Source organism: Mycobacterium sp. MYCO198283 (genome assembly GCF_021213805.1).
GTDB lineage: Bacteria > Actinomycetota > Actinomycetes > Mycobacteriales > Mycobacteriaceae > Mycobacterium.
Genome location: NZ_JAJQJI010000009.1, coordinates 92,957 through 111,205, shown reverse-complemented (window position 1 = coordinate 111,205; position 18,249 = coordinate 92,957). Strand labels below are relative to the sequence as shown.

At 73.0% G+C, this 18,249-nt stretch carries 20 protein-coding genes; 6 read left to right on the top strand and 14 right to left on the bottom strand.

What is annotated here, in order from left to right; all coding sequences use genetic code 11:
- Positions 1-3 precede the first annotated feature (3 nt).
- Genes LV457_RS17405 through LV457_RS17390 form a run of 4 tightly spaced genes read right to left on the bottom strand, consistent with a single transcriptional unit; the run spans position 4 to position 3,918 of the window.
- Positions 4-1,473 (bottom strand): aldehyde dehydrogenase, encoded by a 1,470-nt coding sequence (locus LV457_RS17405; protein ID WP_232172780.1) that lies wholly within the window; start codon positions 1,471-1,473, stop codon positions 4-6.
- A complete protein-coding gene (locus LV457_RS17400; RefSeq protein WP_232172779.1) occupies positions 1,470-2,282 on the bottom strand; it encodes a carboxymuconolactone decarboxylase family protein in 813 nt (270 codons plus the stop codon). The genes LV457_RS17405 and LV457_RS17400 overlap by 4 nt, the downstream gene beginning before the upstream one ends.
- Positions 2,279-3,091 carry a mycofactocin-coupled SDR family oxidoreductase gene (locus LV457_RS17395; protein WP_308192216.1) on the bottom strand — a complete coding sequence of 271 codons (813 nt, stop codon included), beginning with the start codon at positions 3,089-3,091 and terminating at the stop codon, positions 2,279-2,281. Before LV457_RS17395 ends, LV457_RS17400 begins: the two co-directional genes overlap by 4 nt.
- Positions 3,088-3,918: a mycofactocin-coupled SDR family oxidoreductase gene (locus LV457_RS17390; protein WP_232172778.1), complete on the bottom strand. Its 831-nt coding sequence runs from the start codon at positions 3,916-3,918 to the stop codon at positions 3,088-3,090. Before LV457_RS17390 ends, LV457_RS17395 begins: the two co-directional genes overlap by 4 nt.
- A gap of 82 nt (positions 3,919-4,000) precedes the next feature.
- Here LV457_RS17390 and LV457_RS17385 point away from each other — a divergent pair, with 82 nt between their 5' ends.
- The 3 genes from LV457_RS17385 to LV457_RS17375 all read left to right on the top strand — a co-directional run bounded on the left by LV457_RS17385 (position 4,001) and on the right by LV457_RS17375 (position 6,784).
- Positions 4,001-4,600, top strand: coding sequence for a TetR/AcrR family transcriptional regulator (locus LV457_RS17385; protein ID WP_232172777.1), 600 nt, complete (start codon positions 4,001-4,003; stop codon positions 4,598-4,600).
- A 102-nt stretch (positions 4,601-4,702) separates the two neighbouring features.
- Positions 4,703-5,557, top strand: coding sequence for a PHP domain-containing protein (locus LV457_RS17380; protein ID WP_232172776.1), 855 nt, complete (start codon positions 4,703-4,705; stop codon positions 5,555-5,557).
- A gap of 57 nt (positions 5,558-5,614) precedes the next feature.
- On the top strand, positions 5,615-6,784 hold the full coding sequence (locus LV457_RS17375; protein WP_232172775.1) for a metallophosphoesterase: 1,170 nt from the start codon (positions 5,615-5,617) through the stop codon (positions 6,782-6,784).
- A gap of 1 nt (position 6,785) precedes the next feature.
- On the opposite strand, the gene LV457_RS17370 is transcribed toward LV457_RS17375, so the two are convergent.
- From LV457_RS17370 to LV457_RS17360, 3 genes are all read right to left on the bottom strand, one after another.
- Positions 6,786-7,055 (bottom strand): hypothetical protein, encoded by a 270-nt coding sequence (locus LV457_RS17370; RefSeq protein ID WP_232172774.1) that lies wholly within the window; start codon positions 7,053-7,055, stop codon positions 6,786-6,788.
- Positions 7,056-7,060: 5 nt separating this feature from the next.
- On the bottom strand, positions 7,061-7,777 hold the full coding sequence (locus LV457_RS17365; protein WP_232172773.1) for a GAF and ANTAR domain-containing protein: 717 nt from the start codon (positions 7,775-7,777) through the stop codon (positions 7,061-7,063).
- 155 nt (positions 7,778-7,932) lie between these two features.
- On the bottom strand, positions 7,933-9,504 hold the full coding sequence (locus tag LV457_RS17360) for an acyl-CoA carboxylase subunit beta (protein ID WP_232172772.1): 1,572 nt from the start codon (positions 9,502-9,504) through the stop codon (positions 7,933-7,935).
- Between the two features lie 115 nt (positions 9,505-9,619).
- On the opposite strand from LV457_RS17360, the gene LV457_RS17355 reads away from it, so the two are divergent.
- The 3 genes from LV457_RS17355 to LV457_RS17345 all read left to right on the top strand — a co-directional run bounded on the left by LV457_RS17355 (position 9,620) and on the right by LV457_RS17345 (position 12,289).
- On the top strand, positions 9,620-10,684 hold the full coding sequence (locus LV457_RS17355; protein WP_232172771.1) for a hypothetical protein: 1,065 nt from the start codon (positions 9,620-9,622) through the stop codon (positions 10,682-10,684).
- Positions 10,685-10,742: 58 nt separating this feature from the next.
- On the top strand, positions 10,743-11,690 hold the full coding sequence (locus LV457_RS17350; RefSeq protein WP_232172770.1) for a short-chain dehydrogenase/reductase: 948 nt from the start codon (positions 10,743-10,745) through the stop codon (positions 11,688-11,690).
- Between the two features lie 95 nt (positions 11,691-11,785).
- On the top strand, positions 11,786-12,289 hold the full coding sequence (locus LV457_RS17345) for a hypothetical protein (protein ID WP_232172769.1): 504 nt from the start codon (positions 11,786-11,788) through the stop codon (positions 12,287-12,289).
- A gap of 1 nt (position 12,290) precedes the next feature.
- On the opposite strand, the gene LV457_RS17340 is transcribed toward LV457_RS17345, so the two are convergent.
- The 7 genes from LV457_RS17340 to LV457_RS17310 form a co-directional block, all read right to left on the bottom strand.
- The gene (locus tag LV457_RS17340) at positions 12,291-13,781 is read right to left on the bottom strand and encodes an NAD(P)/FAD-dependent oxidoreductase (RefSeq protein ID WP_232172768.1); all 1,491 of its coding nucleotides are present in this window, start codon (positions 13,779-13,781) and stop codon (positions 12,291-12,293) included.
- A 78-nt stretch (positions 13,782-13,859) separates the two neighbouring features.
- Complete coding sequence (locus tag LV457_RS17335) at positions 13,860-14,588, bottom strand: TVP38/TMEM64 family protein (protein ID WP_232172767.1); 729 nt, start codon at positions 14,586-14,588, stop codon at positions 13,860-13,862.
- Positions 14,558-15,622, bottom strand: coding sequence for a GTP-binding protein (locus LV457_RS17330; protein WP_232172766.1), 1,065 nt, complete (start codon positions 15,620-15,622; stop codon positions 14,558-14,560). The genes LV457_RS17335 and LV457_RS17330 overlap by 31 nt, the downstream gene beginning before the upstream one ends.
- A 26-nt stretch (positions 15,623-15,648) precedes the next feature.
- A complete protein-coding gene (locus LV457_RS17325; RefSeq protein WP_232172765.1) occupies positions 15,649-15,822 on the bottom strand; it encodes a hypothetical protein in 174 nt (57 codons plus the stop codon).
- Positions 15,819-16,160 carry a DUF3140 domain-containing protein gene (locus LV457_RS17320; RefSeq protein ID WP_232172764.1) on the bottom strand — a complete coding sequence of 114 codons (342 nt, stop codon included), beginning with the start codon at positions 16,158-16,160 and terminating at the stop codon, positions 15,819-15,821. The genes LV457_RS17325 and LV457_RS17320 overlap by 4 nt, the downstream gene beginning before the upstream one ends.
- 35 nt (positions 16,161-16,195) lie before the next feature.
- Positions 16,196-17,581 carry a PepSY-associated TM helix domain-containing protein gene (locus LV457_RS17315; RefSeq protein ID WP_374198880.1) on the bottom strand — a complete coding sequence of 462 codons (1,386 nt, stop codon included), beginning with the start codon at positions 17,579-17,581 and terminating at the stop codon, positions 16,196-16,198.
- A gap of 103 nt (positions 17,582-17,684) precedes the next feature.
- A complete protein-coding gene (locus LV457_RS17310; RefSeq protein ID WP_232172763.1) occupies positions 17,685-18,209 on the bottom strand; it encodes a hypothetical protein in 525 nt (174 codons plus the stop codon).
- Positions 18,210-18,249 lie beyond the last annotated feature (40 nt).

The window sequence follows — 18,249 nt, the reverse complement described above, 5'->3', positions numbered from 1 at the left end:
GCGTCAGGGCATCGCGATGCGGATGTTCTTGACCCGCAGAAACTCGTAGAGGCCATCGAGGCCGCCGGTCCGACCGTAGCCGCTCTGCTTGTAGCCGCCGTAAGGTCCCTGCGGCGCGATGTCGCTGAAGGTGTTGACCCACACGGACCCGGCCTCGAGCCGGCGAGCCACCCCGTGCGCGCGGGAGAGCTGGCGGGTGTGCACGAAGGCGTTGAGCCCGTACCGAGTGTCATTGGCGAGCCGGACCGCCTCGTCATCGTCGGAGAACCGGATCACCGAGACCACGGGTCCGAACGTCTCGGTCTGCGCCAGCGGTGCGGAGTTGTCGACGTTGCCGAACACGGTCGGCTCGATGTAGAACCCCTCGGCCAGGTCGCCGCCCAGGCGGCTGCCGCCGGTGAGCAGCTCGCCGGCGGCAGTATCGCGCGTCTCCTCGATGGCGCCGAGGATCCGCTCGGCCGACGCCGCGCTGATGACCGGACCGAACGACACCGTGGGGTCCAGCGGATCGCCGATCCTGGTGGAGGTGATGGTTGCCAGCAGCTTCTCGACGAAGGCGTCGTACACCGACTCGTGCACCAGAAGGCGGCTGGCGCAGGCGCAGCTCTGGCCGGACTGCATCAGCGGTCCCTGGTGGGCTGACAGCGCCGCCGCCATGTCCAGGTCGGCGTCGGGAAAGACGATGCCGGCCGATTTGCCGCCCAGTTCCGCGACGACGGGCGTGAGGTTCGCCGCGGCCGTGCGCAGGACGGCGCGCGCGGTGGCCTCGCCGCCGGTGAAGTGGACTTTCCCGATACCGGGATGGCCCACCAGCGCCGCGCCGCCCTCGGCGCCCGCCGGCACGACGTTCACCAGCCCCGGCGGCAGTCCCGCGTCGAGGCAGAGTTCCCCGAACCGCAGGGCCGCCAGCGGCGCCAGCTCCGACGGCTTGAACACCACCGCGTTTCCCGCTGCCAACGCCGGTGCCACGCAGGATCCGGCGACGGCGAGGGCGCCGTTCCACGGTGCGACGACGGCGACCACTCCGTAGGGCTCGCGCTCGACGAGATTGACGTCCATTGAGCCGTTGACCGGCGTGCTGAGGCCGTGCGGCTTGTCGACGTAACCGGCGAAATGGCGAAGGAACCGCTCCAGCAGCAGGGCTGTGCCGGCGAAGGAGATCGGCACGCCGTAGTCGCGCACGTTGAGGAGTGCGAATTCGTCCAGGTGGGCGTGCACCGCGTCCGCCAGGTCGATCAGCAGATCACGGCGGCGGTCGACGGTGAGGGAGACCCACGCACGCTGCGCCTCCCGCGCCGCCGCGACGGCGAGGTCCACTTCGAGTGCTCCGGCCAGCGCCACGGTCGCGTTCGGTCGACCGGTGGCCGGATAGATGTGCTCGTGGCACGGGTGCGAGGTCGCGGTGAGTCGGTCACCGCCGATCAGCAGCGGCACGGGCGCCGCGGATTCGGTGGGCGACGCGGTGGCCGTCACGGCGCAGTCTCCGCCTCGGCCGCCCACTCGGCGGACACTCGCGCCCGCTGCTCGGCGATCACCTCGGCGAGATGGCTCGCCTTCGCCCACCCGTAGTAGGCGGCGAACTGCAGCGCCACCTCGTCCATCTCGCGAAACGAGATGTCGCGGCTCTTCAGCGCCGCGTAGACATGGCTGAGGATCGGATAGGGCGCATCCTGGAACGCCACGCAGGCCACCGTGACCAGGCGGCGCTCTCGCATGCCGAGACCGGGCCGCAGCCACATCTCGCCGAAGACGAAGTTCAGGATGCCGGCGCCGGAGTAGGGGTTGTCGCGGATCGGCGCGAACGGCAGACAGTTCACGTCCCGGAACGACTGCTCGCCGACCGCCAGCCGGGCCTCCGGGTCGCTGGGCGTCGCCAGCGGCAGCAGCGGATCCGGCGGCGGAACCGGCACACCGCGTTCCCGGTGGAGGCGGTCCCACTGCTCGTCGACGACCATGTTGAACCGCGACGCCTTCGGCCAGCCGCTGTAGACGGCGAAGTGCAAGACGGTCTCCCGCAGCTCGGTGATCGATACGTCGCCGCTGTTCAGTGCGGCGTAGACGTGGTCGCGCAGTGGACCTTCGGCGTCGGCGGCGGCCACGCACGGCAGTGTGACGAACCGGCGATCGCGTCGGCTCAGCCCCGGCCGCTGCCACACCTCGCCGAAGACGAAGTCGATCAGCCCGGCGGTGGTGGGCGAAGCGTCGTCGGGTGGCGGAACGGTCATGGCGTCGGCGAACGCCTGTCTGCCGCGGGCCGTGCGGTCGGTGCCGGGGCGGGTCATCGCAGCGAGACCCCGGCGTCGACCTTGAATTCCAGCCCGGTCACGTAGCGGGACTCGTCGGACACCAGGAACAGCACGGCGTTGCTGACGTCGATCGCCTCGGCCATCAGGACCGGCATGGCGTTGAGAAAGATCGGCACGAGATCCGGCCGCGCCTCCGCCAGCAACCCGTGCAGCGAATCGGGGCGCATCCCCGTCTCGACGCCGGTCGGGTGCACGGTGTTGACCCGGACGTGGCAGTGCGCCAGTTCGTTGGCCAGGGCGCGGCTCAGCCCGACGACCCCGTGCTTGGCGGCGGTGTAGGGCGTGTGCAGCGGCGTGCCCTTCAGCCCGGCCGCCGAGCTGATGTTCACGATGCTGCCGCCCCGCTCGACGAGATGCGGCAGTGCGGCGGCGCAGGTGTTCCACGTACCGATGAGGTTGACGTCGACCACCGTGCGCCACTGCTCCGCGGTGGTGGTGTCCCACGTCCCGACCGTGAGCACCCCGGCGTTGGCCACCGCGGCGTCCAGTCCGCCCCACTGTCCGACCGCGTCGTCGACGGCGCCCGCCAGCGCGGCGGCGTCCCGGACGTCGACGATCCGGGCGATCGCGCGGCGTCCGAGCTCCTCGACCAGCCGAGCGGTCTCGTCGAGGTCCTCGGGCGATGCCAGGGGGTACTCCAGCTCCGGCAGCGACCGGCAGATGTCGACCAGGATGACGTCGGCGCCTTCGGCCGCCAGCCGCACCGCGTGACTGCGGCCCATGCCGCGTGCCGCGCCGGTGACCAGGACGCGCTTGCCGGCGACGCGGCCCTCGTGCGCGCTCACAGCTTGTTGCAGAAGCCGGCGTCGACGGGGAAGGTCACCCCGGTCACATAGCGCGCCTCGTCGGACACCAGATAAGCGATGGCGGCGCTGACGTCCTCGGGCTCGAGCAGCGAGACCGGCATGGGGTTCTGCAGATGCGGTCCGCCGTCCGGATAGTTCTCGAGGAAGGACACCATGGCCGGGTTGACGGCCATCATGGTGTTGACCGCGGTGGGGTGCACGGTGTTCACCCGGATGCGGTGCGGCGCCAGCGCGTTGGCCAGCGTGCGCATCAGGCCGACGATGCCGTGCTTGGACGCGGCGTATCCCAGCCCGCCGCCCTGCAGGCCGCCGAAGCCCTTGAGCCCCGCCGTCGAGCTGGTGAAGACGATGGAGCCGCCGCGTTCGCCGGCGATGAGGTGCGGGATGGCCGCCTTGGCGGTGTGGAACGCGCCGGCGAGGTTGACCCCGACGACGTCGGCCCATTGTTCGAGGTCGTCCTCGATGGTCAGCTCGCGGAATGTCATCGCGGCGATGCCGGCGTTGGCGCAGACGATGTCGAGCCGGCCGAAGCGCTCGACGCCGCCGTCCAGCGCCGCTTTGAGTTCGCCGAAATCGCGGACGTCGGCGACCGACCCGACCATCTTGCCGCCGGCGGCCTCCACGAGCGCCACCGTCTCGTCGAGTTCGGCCCGGCTCGCCATCGGATAACCGTTGGACGGAATGTCGGCGCAGATGTCGACGCCGATGATGTCGGCGCCGTCGGCGGCGAGCCGGACGGCGTGGCTGCGCCCCTGCCCGCGCGCGACGCCCGTGATGAACGCGACCTTGCCGTCCAGAGAAGCCATCGAACCTCCGCCTCAGTGATGAGTAACCTTGTTACTACGATAGAGTAACCCTGTTACTACACCAGGACAAGGGGGATGCGCCATGGCCGCCGATTCGCCGCGCGACCGCATCCTCGACATCGTGGTCGAGATGCTCGAGACCGACGGCTACGACGCCGTCCAGCTGCGCGAGGTGGCGCGCCGGTCGCGGTCGTCCCTGGCGACCATCTACAAGCGCTACGGCACCCGCGACGAGCTGATCGTGGCGGCGCTCGAGGCCTGGCTGGAGGAGAACCGGTACTCGCCGCTGTCCCATCGCGGCACCGACCCGGACGACTCCCTCCACGCCGGCCTGATGCGGGTGCTGCGGACGGTGTTCGAACCATGGGAGCGCCATCCGGCGATGCTGACCGCGTTCGTGCGGGCACGCGCCGCGCCCGGCGGGCAGCGGCTGGTGCGCCGCGGCTTCGACGTGGTGGTGCCGGCGGGCCTGCAGGTGCTGGCCGACGTCGACGACGAGTTCATCGCCGACCTCGACACCATCGTGTCGAACGTCGTCTACGGGCTTCAGAGCCGGTTCGCCGCAGGGGAGATCGCGATCACCGAGATCCTGCCGACCATCGACCGCACGGTGTTCTGGCTGACGCGTGGCTACGACGCGGTGCAGCCGCCAGCGCAGGAGTCCGCCGAGCACGAGCGCTGACAGCTCCCGCTCGGCGCGCTCAACGGCATCCCGGTCACCGTGCGGGCGGCAGCCAGGCGGCCGGTGTGACCGCCGACCGACCGGCGTGCCACGATCGCAACGATGCTCCCGCCCGACAATCACGTGCACACGCGATGGTCCTGGGACACCGCCGACGCGTCGTCGATGCAGCGCGCGTGCGCCCGCGCCGTCGAGCTCGGATTGCCGGGGCTGGCGTTCACCGAGCACTGCGACTTCACCAACTGGCACGCCGACGACCTGATCGCCTTGCGGCGTCCGGACGGCACGGCGGTGAGCCGGCCGTCGCGGGTGGCACCCCGCCCTCGCGTGCAGCCACTGGACGTCGAGGGGTATTCGGCCGACATCGCCCGCTGTCGCGAGGAGTTCCCGCAGTTGCGGATCCTGTCGGGCATCGAGGCGGGCGAGCCGCATCTGTTCCCGGCCAGCGTCGCGGCGGTCCTGGCGGCCGGGACGTTCGAGCGGGTGCTGGGCAGCCTGCACGGCATCGAGGTCGACGGCGCCCTGGGCCCGATCAACCGCCGCACCTTCGTGGGCCGCGATCCGCACGAGCTCATGCGCCGCTACCTCACCGACCTGCTGGTGCTGGTGAGCGGATCGGCGGTGTTCAGCGTGCTGGCGCACTGCGACTATCCGCGGCGGTACTGGCCGGAGGACGTCGCCGGCCCCTACGCCGAGGCCGACTTCGAAGAGGAGTACCGGGCGGTGTTCCGTGCGTTGGCGTCCTCCGGCCGGGCGCTCGAGATCAACACCCGCAGTCCCCTGGCGTCGACCACCCTGATGCGGTGGTGGCGGCAGGAGGGCGGGGACGCGGTGTCGTTCGGCGGCGATGCGCACCAGCCGTTCCGCGTCGGCGACCGCTTCGAGGTCGCGGTCGACGTCGTCGAGGCGGCGGGTTTCCGGCCCGGCCGCGACCGGTTCGACTTCTGGCGGCGCTGAGCGAGCCGGAGCCGCAGGTAGCCTCGCGGAGGTCCTGGACAACCTGGAGGTTTCCCCGTGGCCGACACCCGCACCACCCGGCGGCAGTCCGCGCGCCGACCGCGCCGCCGGCCGTCGCGCCGCCTCATCGTGACGGCGATCCTGCTGCTGCTGTTCGGGGTGCCGTGGTGGACGCTGCTGCTGGCCGGCGCGCACTGGCCGGCCGCCGTGGTCATCGTCGGTACCGCGGTGATCGCCGGTGCGGCGGTCGCGATGCTGCGGCTGATGTCCCCCGGTCACGCCGACCGGGCGACCGTCTGCGGGCAGACGCTGCTCGGCGCCGTCTGGGTCTTCTTCACGTGCTCGCTCCTGTCGCTGCTGCTGCGGGCCGCGCTCGCGGTGGCGGGTGTGGCCGATCCCGCTCGCTCCCGGATCGTCGCGCTCGCTGTGCTCGCCGTCGCCGCACTGCTGCTCGCCTGGGGCCACTACGAGGCGATGCGGGTGCCGCGCGTGAGGCCCGTCGACGTCCGGCTGCCGCGGCTCGGAGCCGGCCTGGACGGCCTGCGGGTCGCCGTCATCACCGACACCCACTTCGGGCCCATCGACCGCAGCCGCTGGTCGGCGGGCGTCGCGGAGCGCGTGAACGGACTCGACGCCGACATCGTGTGCCATGTCGGCGACATCGCCGACGGCACCGTGGCGGTGCGGCGCGGGCAGGCCGAACCGCTCGCCGCCATGCGGGCTCACCTCGCCCGGGTGTACGTCACCGGCAACCACGAGTACTACAGCGAGGCGCAGGGCTGGCTCGACTACATGACCGGCATCGGCTGGGACGCCCTGCACAACCGCCATGTCGTCGTCGAGCGCGGCGGTGACCGGTTGGTCGTCGCGGGTGTCGATGACGCGACCGCGCGGTCGTCCGGACTGCGCGGGCACGGCGCCGACCTCGCCGAGGCCCTGGCGGGCGCCGACCCCGAGCTCCCGGTGCTGCTGTTGGCGCACCAACCCGTGCAGGTGGCGCACGCCGTCGACGCAGGGGTTGACCTGCAGCTCTCGGGCCATACCCACGGCGGGCAGATCTGGCCGTTCCACTACCTGGTGCGGCTGCAGCAGCCGGTGGTGCAGGGGCTGAGCCGGCACGGCGAGCGGACCCAGCTCTACACCAGCCGCGGCGCCGGCTTCTGGGGGCCGCCGTTCCGGGTGTTCGCGCCCAGCGAGATCAGCCTGCTGACGCTGCGCGCGGCGTAGCTCACGGGGTCGGATCGTCCGTCGGCGCGTCCGGGGCGTCCGAGCTGTACGGCGCCCGCGGCGGCGCGATCTCGTCGAGCCGTTCGTTGACCGCGTGCGCCAGCATGTCGTGCTGCAACGGGGGTAGCGACATGGCGCCGTTGAGATAGGCGTCGATCTCCACCAGTCCGGCGTCGCCGCCGAGGGCGAAGTACCGCAACCACAGGTCGCTGACGGTAAGGCCGCTCGCGGCAAAGGCGTCGTGAAACTGCCGACTGACGTCGGGCCGCATGCAGGTCATGGTCGCCGCAGCGACTCGACCATGCGCTGCGCCAGCGCACGGATGGGCTCACGCCGGCGGTAGGACAATTCGGTCAGTCGCCGGTACGCCTCGTCGGCGTCGACCTCCTGTTGCGCCATGACGATGCCGCGTGCGGTGGCGATCGTGTCGCGGCTGCGCAACGTCTCCTTGAGGCTGTCGCTGAGCTGCTCGGCCGCCTGGGCGGTCTGGGCGTTGCTGACGAAGATGGCGGCCTGCTCGGCGAACCGCCGCAGCAGGTCCTCGTCGCGCTCGTCGTAGGCGGCCGTAGCGGTCGAATACACCTTCAGCGCCCCGATCGCCTTGTCGCCGACGCTGAGCGGGGCGCTGAGCACCGAGCGCATGCCGAGCTCGGCGGCCATCAGCGACCACCGTCGCCAGCGCTGCTCGTTTGGCAGGTCGACGGAGCGCACGACCGTCCGCGCCCGCCATGCCGACAGGCACGGTCCGTCGTCCTGCTGGTACTGCAGGTCGTCGAGTTGCCGCACCAGCGGATGGGTGGCGGCCGATGTGGTCGGCCGCCCCGCTGGGCTCAGCAGCGTGACGCCGGACCCGGTGCTGCCCTCGACGGTGTCGGTGGCCAGGGAGGTGATGGTGGCGAGCGCGGTGTCGACGGTCTGCTGCGTCAAGAACATGCCGGACATCCCGGCGAACACTCCCGCCAGTTCGTCGGCGGGGCTGGGCCGTGCATTCACTGGTTCACACTCCGTGGAAAGGCGGCCGAGCAGTTGACGGGCATGGCTACCACATGCCACCCGATTCAAACGTCGCAACGGCGCCGGTGGTCGCTGCGTGCGACTCGGAGCCGCCGCCCTCGGTCAGCAGCAGCACCCCGGCGGTTGTCCGCCGGTCACCAGGTGTCGACGAACCGGTGGCCGGCGTCGCGGGGCCGGTCGGCGGCCGCGGCGGCCAGGGTCCGAGCGATCACCGAGCGGGTGTCGGCCGGATCGATGACGTCGTCGATCTCGAACACCGACGCCGCGTTGAGCGCCGCGGCCCGCTGCTGCGCCTGCGCGGTCAGCTGCTGCACGCGTCGCTCGCGCTCGTCGACGTCGGCGATCGCCGCCAATTCGTTACGCATCCCCAGCCGGACCGCGCCTTCGAGCCCCATCGGGCCGAGGTGGGCGCCGGGCCAGGCGACCGTCAGCAGCGGTTCGTGCAGGCTGCCGCCGCACATGGCCTGCGCGCCGAGGCCGTAGCCGCGCCGAAGGATCACGGCCACCAGGGGCACCCGCAGGGCCGCACCCGCCACGAGCAACCGCGAGCCCCGCCGCACCAGCGCTTCGGCCTCGGCGGCCGGACCCACCATGTAGCCGGGACAGTCGACCAGCGACACCACGGGCAGCCCGAACGCGTCGCAGAGCTGCAGAAAACGGGCCGCCTTGTCGGCCGCGGCCGCCGTGATGGCGCCGGCCGTGTAGCGGGTGTCGTTGGCGATCACACCGACCGGGCGGCCCGCGATACGCGCGAGCGCGGTGACCAGCTCGCGGGCGAACCGCGGCCGAAGCACCGTCACCGACCCCCGGTCGGCGAGCGTCTCGATTATCGGCGTGACGTCGTAGGCGCGGCGGGCGCGCTCGGGGACGGCGGTGCGCAGCGACGCCTGGTCGGCGGCCGGTCCGGGGGCGGTAGCGCCCTGGAAGTAGCCCAGCAGTGTCTTCGTGACCGCGACCGCGGCGGCTTCGTCGGGCACCACCACGTCGACGACGCCGTTGGGTTCCTGCACCGAGATCGGGCCGACGTCGTCGGGCGCGACCTCACCGAGGCCGCCGCCGGCGATCATCGCCGGTCCGCCCATGCCGATCGAGGCGTCGGCGGTGGCGACGATCAGATCGGAACAGCCCGCGATCACCGCGTTGCCGGCGAAGCAGCGCCCCTTCACGATCGCGATCCGCGGCACCACGCCCGACAGCCCCGCCCACAGCGCGAACGCGCGGACGTCGAGCGACGACACCACCGGATAGTCGGTGTCGCCCGGCCGCCCGCCGCCGCCCTCGGCGAAGAACACCGTCGGCAGCCGCATCCGCTCGATGAGCTCGAACAACCGGTCCTTCTTGCGGTGTCCCAGCGCACCCTGCGTGCCGGCCAGCACCGTGTAGTCGTAGGACAGCACGGCGCAGGCGCTGCGGTCGCCGAACAGCGCGCCGTTGACGCGCGCCGTTCCGGCCACCAGGCCGTCCGCCGGCGTCCGCTCGATGAGCTCGTCGATATCGCGGCGCTGCCGCTGCGCCGCGATCGCGAACCGGCCGTACTCGACGAACGACCCCGGATCCACCAGGTCGGCGATGTTCTCCCGCGCGGTCCGACCGCCCGCGGCGTGCCGCTTCTCGACTGCGGCGGGCCGGGCGGCGTCCTCGGTGAGCGCTCGGCGGCGCCGGAGTTCGGCGAGGTCCGCGCGGTCCGCGGCGTCCTGGTCGGTCATCGGCGTGCGCTCCTCGCGGTCGGGTCCCCCGTCGGCTCCTGTCCGTCGTCCCGCATTCTGCTGCGGCTGATGATCGGGTACCAATAGCGGCTGTGATGCAGAGGGACGAGCGCCGGTGACCGACCACGACACCGCGCGAGTGACGCTCGGGGTCATCGCCGACCCCGGCCAGGCGGCGGACCTCGCGCGGCAGGTGGTGACCGAGGGGCTCGCGGCGATGCTCGACGAGCGGTTACCGGGCGCCGGCTGGGAGGTGGTGGTCGAGGAGGACCGGCTGGTCAACCCGCCGGCCGACGACACCGCCCTGGTGGACGCCGCCCGGCGACGGCTGCTCGAGCGGGACTGGGACCTCGTCGTGTGCCTGACCGAGCTGCCGCTGCACCGCAACCGGCGGCCCGTCGTGGCGCACGCCAACCCGATGCACGGCGTCGCCGTCCTCTCGGTGCCGGCGCTCGGCGCGCTCGGCCGACGCGCCCGCGCCCGCCACGTCATCGCCGACCTGCTGAGCCGGCTGCTCGGAGTCGGGGACGCCGCCGACGAGGACGCCGCCGACCAGCTCCGGCGCCGGGTGCGCGAACTCGGCACGGACGTCGACGCCCAGCCCGCCGCGTTCACCGCCCGCGTGCTCACCGGCAACCTCCGGCTCCTCACCGGCATGGTGCGCGCCAACCAGCCCTGGCGGCTGACCCTGCGGTTGTCGCGCGCGCTCGCGGCGGCGGCAGCAGCGGCGGTGTTCGCGCTGGTGACGGCGGACATCTGGCGGCTCGCCGACACCTTCGGCGGAGTTCGGCTCACCGTCGCCGCGATCGCCTCGATTCTCGCGATCGTGGTGACGATCATCGTCGGCGGCGGGCTGTGGGAACGCGCGACCGGCAGCGGGCTGCGGCAACAGGTGGTGCTGTTCAACCTCGCGACGACGGCGACGGTGATCATCGGGGTGGTCGCGTTCTACGCGGCGCTGCTCGTCCTGGCCGGTGCCGCCGCCGCCTGCCTGGTGGTGCCCAGCGTGCTGCGCGAAGCGGTCGGCCATCCGGTGAGCGTGTCCGACTACGCCGAACTGGCCTGGCTGACCTGCTCGCTGGGCACGCTCGGCGGCGCGCTGGGCGCCGGGCTGGAGACCGACGACGCGGTGCGCGAGGCCGCCTACGTCCGCCAAGACAGCGACTACGCGCCCGAGTGACGTTTTCGTCGCGTGCCGGCGGGAATCCGTCGGCAACTCCCGAGGCGAAAGGGCCACCATGATCAACGACGCCGTCCGGCTGCTGGGCCGCGCTGCGGTGCGGGCCGTCCGCGCCACCCCGCTGCTCGGCCGGCTGGCCGGCGCGCCGCCGCGGCTCGACCTCGACGGCCGCGTCGTGTTCATCACCGGCGCCGCCCGCGGACTGGGCGCCGAGCTGGCCCGGCAGGCCCACGCCCGCGGCGCCGCGGTGGCGCTGGTCGGGCGGCGACTTCCGCCGCTGCAGGCGCTCGCCGCCGAATTGGGCAGCGGCGCTGCGGCGTTCGAGGCCGACGTCACCGACGCCGAGGCGCTGCACCGCGCGGCCCGAGAGGCGGTCGCGGAATTCGGCGGCATCGACGTCGTCATCGCCAACGCCGGCATCGCGCCGCCGTCGGACACCGTTGCGACCATCGACCCCGACGCATTCGAGCGGACCGTCGACGTCGACCTGCTCGGCCAGTGGCGGACGGTGCGGGCGGCGCTGCCCGCGGTGCTGGAGCGGCGCGGCCACATCATGCTGGTCGGCTCGATCTACGCGTTCTTCAACGGCGTGCTCGCCGCGCCCTACGCGATGAGCAAGGCCGGCGTCGAGGCGCTCGCCCGCACGCTGCGCGTGGAGCTGGACTCCCACGGCGTCACGACGGGCATCGCCTACCTGGGGTTCATCGACACCGACCTGGCGACCGAGGTGTTCGCCCACGACCACGTCACGGCGGTCCGGCGGGCCGCGCCCGGCTTCGTGACCGCGCCCATGACCGCCGAGCGGGCGGCCGAGGCGGTGCTCGACGGCATCGAACGGCGCGCGTTCCGGGTCACCGCGCCGGCGTGGGTGGCGCCGATGCTGGCGGTGCGCAGCATCACGACCGCGGTGATGGACGAGGTGCTGGCGCACAACCGCGGCGTCATCACCGCGATCCGCAGCTCAGAAGCCGCTGCCACCCGCGCGGACGCGGCATCCCGAAGCTAGTCGCTGCCGGGCAGGTCGCGGCGACCTAACGGTTACGTCGAGATCGCGTGTCGGCCCTCGCCCGGCGGTCAGCGGACGTGGTTGCGTGAAAGGCCATGCGACCACCCTTGATTCCGGTGCTGTGCGTGGCGGGCGCCGCGGCCGCGTGCTCGGCGCTGCTGGCCGTCGGCGGTGAGGTGCCGGCGGGCGCCGCCCCCGCCAGCGACGCCCGCGGCTACCTCGACTCGACCGCCCGCTGCACCGCCCCCGACGTCGCGGTGCTCTTCGGCAGCACGGCGACGGCCCGGGTGGCGATCTGCAAAGCGCCCGACGGCGACCTCACCTACCGCGGCGTCCGGCTGCGCGACGGCGCCAAGCTGGTGGTGCCGGCCACGGCGGGCACCAACGGCACCTACGTCGCCGAGAGCGGCGGCGCCCGCTACACGGTGTCGCGCGACACGCTGACCGTCAGCGTCGGCGGCGGCCTGATCCGCGACGAGCCGCTGGTGGACTCCCACGGCGCCTCGGCACCGGCCGCCCCGGCACCCTCCGCACCGTCGTCGGCGGCGCCGCCGCCGGGTCCGCCGCTGCCGGCCGAGGTGGGCGGCAGCGGCAGCTGAATCACGCGGCGGCGTAGGCCGGCAGGTCGAACCGCCTGGTCTGCTGCCGGAAACGGAACGTGAAGTCCGGCCACAGCGTGGTGTTGTTGCCGTGCGCGTCGAGGTACCAGCTGGCGCATCGGCCCGTCATCCACACGGTGCCTCGGAGCCGGCGCTGCAGGTCCTCGTTGTAGGCGTCCTGCGCCTCGCGGGTGACCTCGACGACGCGCAGGCCGCGCCGCTTCATCGTGGTGATCGCATCGACCACGTAGTTGAGCTGCGACTCGATCATGTACACCATCGAGCTGTGGCCCAGGCCGGTGTTCGGCCCGACCAGCAGGAACATGTTGGGGAAGTTCGCGACCGTTGCGCCCTTGTACGCGCGCATGCCGCCGTCGGCGAAGGTGTCGGCGAGGCTGCGGCCGTCGCGGCCGCAGATGCGTTCGAAGGTCGGGGAATCGGTGACGTGGAAGCCGGTCGCGACGATGATGGCGTCCACCTCGCGGGCGGTGCCGTCGGCGCTGACGATGGCGTTCTCGGTGATCTTCGCGATGCCGTCGGTGACGAGCTCGACGTGGTCGCGGTCGAGCGCCGGATACCACTCGTTGGAGATCAGCATGCGCTTGCAGCCGATGCGGAAGTTCGGCGTCACCTTGCGCCGCAGCTCAGGGTCCTTGATCTCGGCGCGGATCTTGGCGCGCGAGAGCAGCTCGAAGCCCTTCATCAGCGCCGGCTGCTTGGCCAGCCCGACGACCTGCGTCTCGCGCGCGGCGTAGATGCCGGCGCGGGCGATGCGGGTGGCGCCCGGCACGTGCCGGAACATCCACCGCTCGGCGCGGGTGAAGCGCCGGTCGAAGCGCGGCAGCAGCCACGGCGCGGTGCGCTGGTAGACATCGAGGCGGGCGACGCGGTCGACGATGGCCGGCACGATCTGGATGGCCGAGGCGCCGGTGCCGATCACCGCGACCCGCTTGCCGGTCAGGTCGGCGTCGTGGTTCCACCGCGCCGAGTGGAAGATCTCGCCGCGGAAGCCCTCGATGCCGTCGATGTCGGGCAGCGACGGCTCGGCGAGTGCGCCGACCCCGCCGATCAGCACGTCGGACGTGAAGGCGCCGGCGGTGCTCTGCACATGCCAGCGCTGCTCGTCGTCATGCCACGCGGCGCGGGTCACCTCGCAGTGGAAGAGGTGCCGGTCGAGCACGCCGTACCGCTGCGCGACGCCCCGGATGTAGGACTGGATCTCGGGCTGGCTGGAGAACGAGCGCGTCCAATCCGGGTTCAGCGCGAACGAGTACGAGTACAGGTGTGAGGGCACGTCGCAGGCGGCACCCGGATAGGTGTTGTCGCGCCAGGTGCCGCCGACGTCGCCGCCGCGCTCGAGCACCAGGAAATCGCGGTGCCCGGCCTGGTCGAGCCGGATGGCGGCGCCGAGCCCGGAGAACCCGCTGCCGACGATGATGATCGGCACGTGGCGGGGCTGGTCGGACGCGGGTCGGGATTCGGGCAGCGTCACGGGTGTCCTTCGCGTCGGGCGGCCGAGGCCGTATGAGGGCAGGTGGCGTCTGTCTACCGAAGGGTAACTTGCCGGATGTCAGCGGCGGTCCGGTTCGGTGGGCCCACCGGCGCGCCAGCGCCGATACGCGCCGCGCGCGAGCAGCGCGCCCACCACGGCCGTCACACACCACACGGCGATCGCGGTGAACGCGAGCGGCGCCGAGAGCTCGCCGATCGACGCCCCGAGCGCGGTGTAGACGAACGCCCGGGGCACCGAGCCGATAAACGCTCCGACCGCCAGCTGCCACACCGGCACGCCGAACGCGCCGAACGCGTAGGACGCCAGTGCGTCGGACACCGCGGGCACGAACCGCTGGCCGACCACCGCCCACAGCCCCCAGCGGGCGATCTCGGCGTCGATGCGCTCGGCGCGGCGGGCACCGAGCAGCGCGCGGGCGCTGTCACGGCCCGCGCGGCGCCCGACAAGGCCCGCCACGACCGCGGTGCCGACGGTGGCACCCAGCGTGACGACGGTCCCCAGCAGCGGTCCGAACAACACGCCGCTGCCCGCCGCGAGGATCGGACCGGGCACGAACACCGCCCCGAGCGCCGCGGACACGACCACGTAGACCAGCGGCGCCGCCGGTCCCGTCGCGGCCACCGCGCCGCGAACCTGCCCGACGTCGACCACCCCCGCGACCGCCGTCAGGAAGAACAGCGTCAGCAGGAACCCCGCGAATGCGGCGAGCCGGACCACATGCGACCGCCGGGACGCGGCGGGCGGGTCGACGGGGATCACCCGCTCGCCCGCCGGTAGCGCTGCCATCGCCGGACACCGGCCGCCGGCGCGGGCCCGTCGCGCGGGCGCAGCGCCGCCGCGAGCCGGGCGCGCACCTGCGCCTCGTCGAAGGCCGTCCCGATCGCGACCAGGCTGTTGGTCACCGCCCGCGGCGGAGCCGCCGACACGTGGACCGCATCGCCGACGACGTTGAGCACATAGCTGCGGCTCCGGTCGCGGTGGCGCACCGCCACGACGCCCTTGAGCCGGTACACGCCGGCCGGCGGCCGCTCGGCCAGGTCGAGCAGCGCGCCGGGATCGACGTGCCCGCCGCTGGTGGCGGTGACCGAGGCGGCGTGCACGTGGTCGGCGGCGTCGGCGTGGGCCGGTTCCAGCCACAGCTCGCGCAGCGAGAGCTGGCCGGTGGCGTCGTCACCGGCGGCGACGTCGTAGAGCAGGGCCGGATCGATCCGCGCGCCGACGGTGCCGACGACGTGGGCGTGCGGGTTGCGCTGCCGCACCCGGCCTTCGATGCCCGCCAGGGTCGCGGCGCGGTCGCGTTCGGGGATGCGGTCGAGCTTGTTCACCACCACCAGCGAGGCGACGCCGTAGCGGGCCGGCGGCGCGGTTTTCCCTCCCGTCGCTCCGCTCGCCCCCGTGGTTTTTCCGGCGTCGACGGTGCCGGCGTGCGCCGCCGCGTCGACCACGTCCACCACGCCGCCCGGCCGGATCCGCTTGACGCCGCTGAACCGGATGATGCGCGCGATCGCCACCGGATCGGCCAGCCCGCTCGCCTCGACGATGATCGCGTCGAGCGCCAGCCGGGGATCGGCGAGCTTCTCCAGCGCCTCGTCGAGACCGCCGTCGTCGGGCAGGCAGCAGATGCAGCCGCCGGTGATCGACGCCGGCTCGTCGACCTGCCCGGTGACCAGCGACGCGTCGACGTTGAGCTCGCCGAAGTCGTTGATCACCACCCCGATCCGCGCGCCGGGCGTGCGCAGCACATGGTTGAGCAGCGTGGTCTTGCCGGCGCCGAGGTAACCGGTCAGCGCGATGACCGGCACCGCCGCGCCACGTCCCACCGCACGTGGGAGTCCAGGGGCGGCCGTCAGCGGTCGGTGGGCCCGGCGATGGGCACGTCCGGGTCGTCGTCGGCCGGGCCTTCGGGGTCGCGCCACTCCTCCGCCCGGGTGGAGTGGTTCGCCTTGAGCATGCCCTGCAGCTCAGCTTTGAGCGCGTCGTCCTCGCGGGGGCTGTGCTTGGCGCTACCTCGGTCCATCATCGTCCCGCTTTCAGTGGGTCGTGTCCCAGCGTCATCAGGCGGTGACGCCAGTTCTCTTGTCCGGCTTTCGGTTCCATGTCCACGCCACGCTCGGCGTGGATGCGTTCGACGACCCGGCGCATCACGCGCTCGTCGTCCTCGGTGAGGTCGACCTTGCGTTTCTGCAGGATCGCCAGCACGTGCCGGCCCGTCGGGGTCCCCGCCTGGTCGGGCAGGGCCTCCGCGTCTTCCTCGGCCGATCGGGTGCGCAGCCATTCGGAGAGTTCCCGCGACGTCATGTTGACGACGCGGTGGAACTCCTCCCACAGTGCGGGGTCGACCTCGACATGGTCCGCCACGGACACCTCCCGGTTGTCGTGCTGTCGCCGTTCGGCTACCCGGCGCCGTCCCCGGTCAATCGTGCCGCCCGCCGGCGGGTCGCCGCGGCGACCGCGACGTCGACGGCGACGAACGCGGCGAAACTCAGCCCGAACAGCGGCAGGAACCAGCTGACGGCGAGCGCGAGCGCGACGACGCCGGCCCGCGCCGCGACCGGAAAGCTGCGCAGCGCGCCGCGTGCCGGCGGGCGGGGACGCGCCCAGGTGCCGCGCGTCGGCCGCCGCTGCCACCACATGCGGTAGCCGAGCAGCACGATCGCGATCAGGCCGAGGGCGGTGAGGATCAGCACGGCCTGGTTGATCGGGCCGAACAGCACGCCCATGTGCGCGTCGATCGCCCAGTTCGTGAGCTTCGCCAGGAACGGCCACTCGGCGAAGTCGACGCGGTCGGTGAGCTGTCCGGTACCCGGGTCGACCGCGATCGCGTCGAACTGCGTCGGCCAGGTGCGCTTGTTCTCCTCAACCCGCCAGTTCTCTCCCGGCGCCGCGGGCGGATACAGCCACAGCGGTGCGCGCAGGCCGGCCGATTCGGCGGTGCGGAGCACGGTGTCGGCGCCGGCGACCCCGGCGGCGGCGGGCGAGCCGTGATGGTGCCCGGCCGCGGCGGTGTCCACGGTCGGGGCCGCGGTCCGCAGCGCCTCCTGCACCAGGTTCACCGACTCCCCGCCGTACCGCGACCAGGTGATGCCGGTGACCGAGAGCCCCAGCAGCACCGCCAGCGTCCACACCCCCAGCGCGCCGTGCCAGGACAGCTGCCGGCGCCGGCCGGTCGTGCCGCGGTCGGGCACGGCCAGGCGGCGGAGCCGGCGGGTGTCGCGGCGGTGGGTGAACCACAGCACCAGCCCGGCCAGCGAGATCACCCACAGCCAGCTGGCGGCGAGCTCGCTGTAATTGCGGCCGAGCGCGCCGAGGTGCAGGTTGCGGTGGAGTTCGTCGAACCAGGCCCGCACCGGCATCCACTCGCCGTAGGTGGTCAACGCGCCGCGCACCTCACCGCTGTAGGGGTCGACGAACACCGTCCGCGCGTAGTCGGGCGGAACGTCGTCCACCGCGAGCGTGATGCGGGTGGTCTCGTCGGGTGCGGCCGGCGGCCGGATGCTCTCCACCGCGCCCTCGGGGTGGGCGGTGCGCGCCGCGGCGAGCTGATCGGCCAGCGGCAGCCGCTGCGGCCCGATCCGGTCGACGGTCAGTTCATGGCGGTACACCGCGGCGTCCAGCTGCGGGATCAGCGCGTACAGCAGCCCGGTCACCGCGGCGACCAGGATGAACGGGCCGACGAAGACGCCGGCGTAGAAGTGCAGCCGCAGCAGCAGCGGTCGCAGGCCGCGCGGATGCCGGCGGCGGGTGGTGGGGTCGTGCACGTCGTCAGGGGTCGTCGTCAAGGGAGGTCCTTCGCCAGGGTGGGGACGCGCGCGTCGGGCGCGTGGGGGCTGCGCACGGCAGCGGGGAGCCGCCTCGCGGGGAGGCGGCACGGGAGAAGACGGGTCAGCGGGTGGGCGCGGGCGGCGCGCGGGTGGCGAGCCCGCAGCGCAGCAGCTCACGGCGCGCGACGACGACATCGGGTGCGCGGCGGGCCCGGAACGCGGGCGGTCGCGAGGTGGCGGCGGCGAACAGCCGGAGCCAGCACAGCACCGACGCGCCGACGACGCAGAGGTATTCGACGAGCGAGATCGCGGCGCCCAGCAGCACCGCGGCGAGTAGGTGCGCCGCCACCATCGCGGGGCCGAGCCCGCCGTCGTGGTGGTGCCCGGCGAACGCGAAGGTCAGGTGGCTCGCGAACTGCGCCGCCGCGAGCGCCGCGGTGACGACCGGCATCCGGTGGCGGCCGTCGAGGCGGGCGCTCGCGCAGAGCGCGCCGACGGTGGCGCACACCAGCGACACGACGATCAGGGCCGGTCCGCGGCCCAGCGAAGCACCGCCGGCCGCATGCGCGCCGGCGGCCATCACGGCCGAGCTCGCGCCGACGAGCGCGCCCCGCACCGATCGCGCATGGCTGCGGGGCGAGCTCACCCGCCGGACTCTACGGCGCGCGGCGGGACGCGGTGCCGGC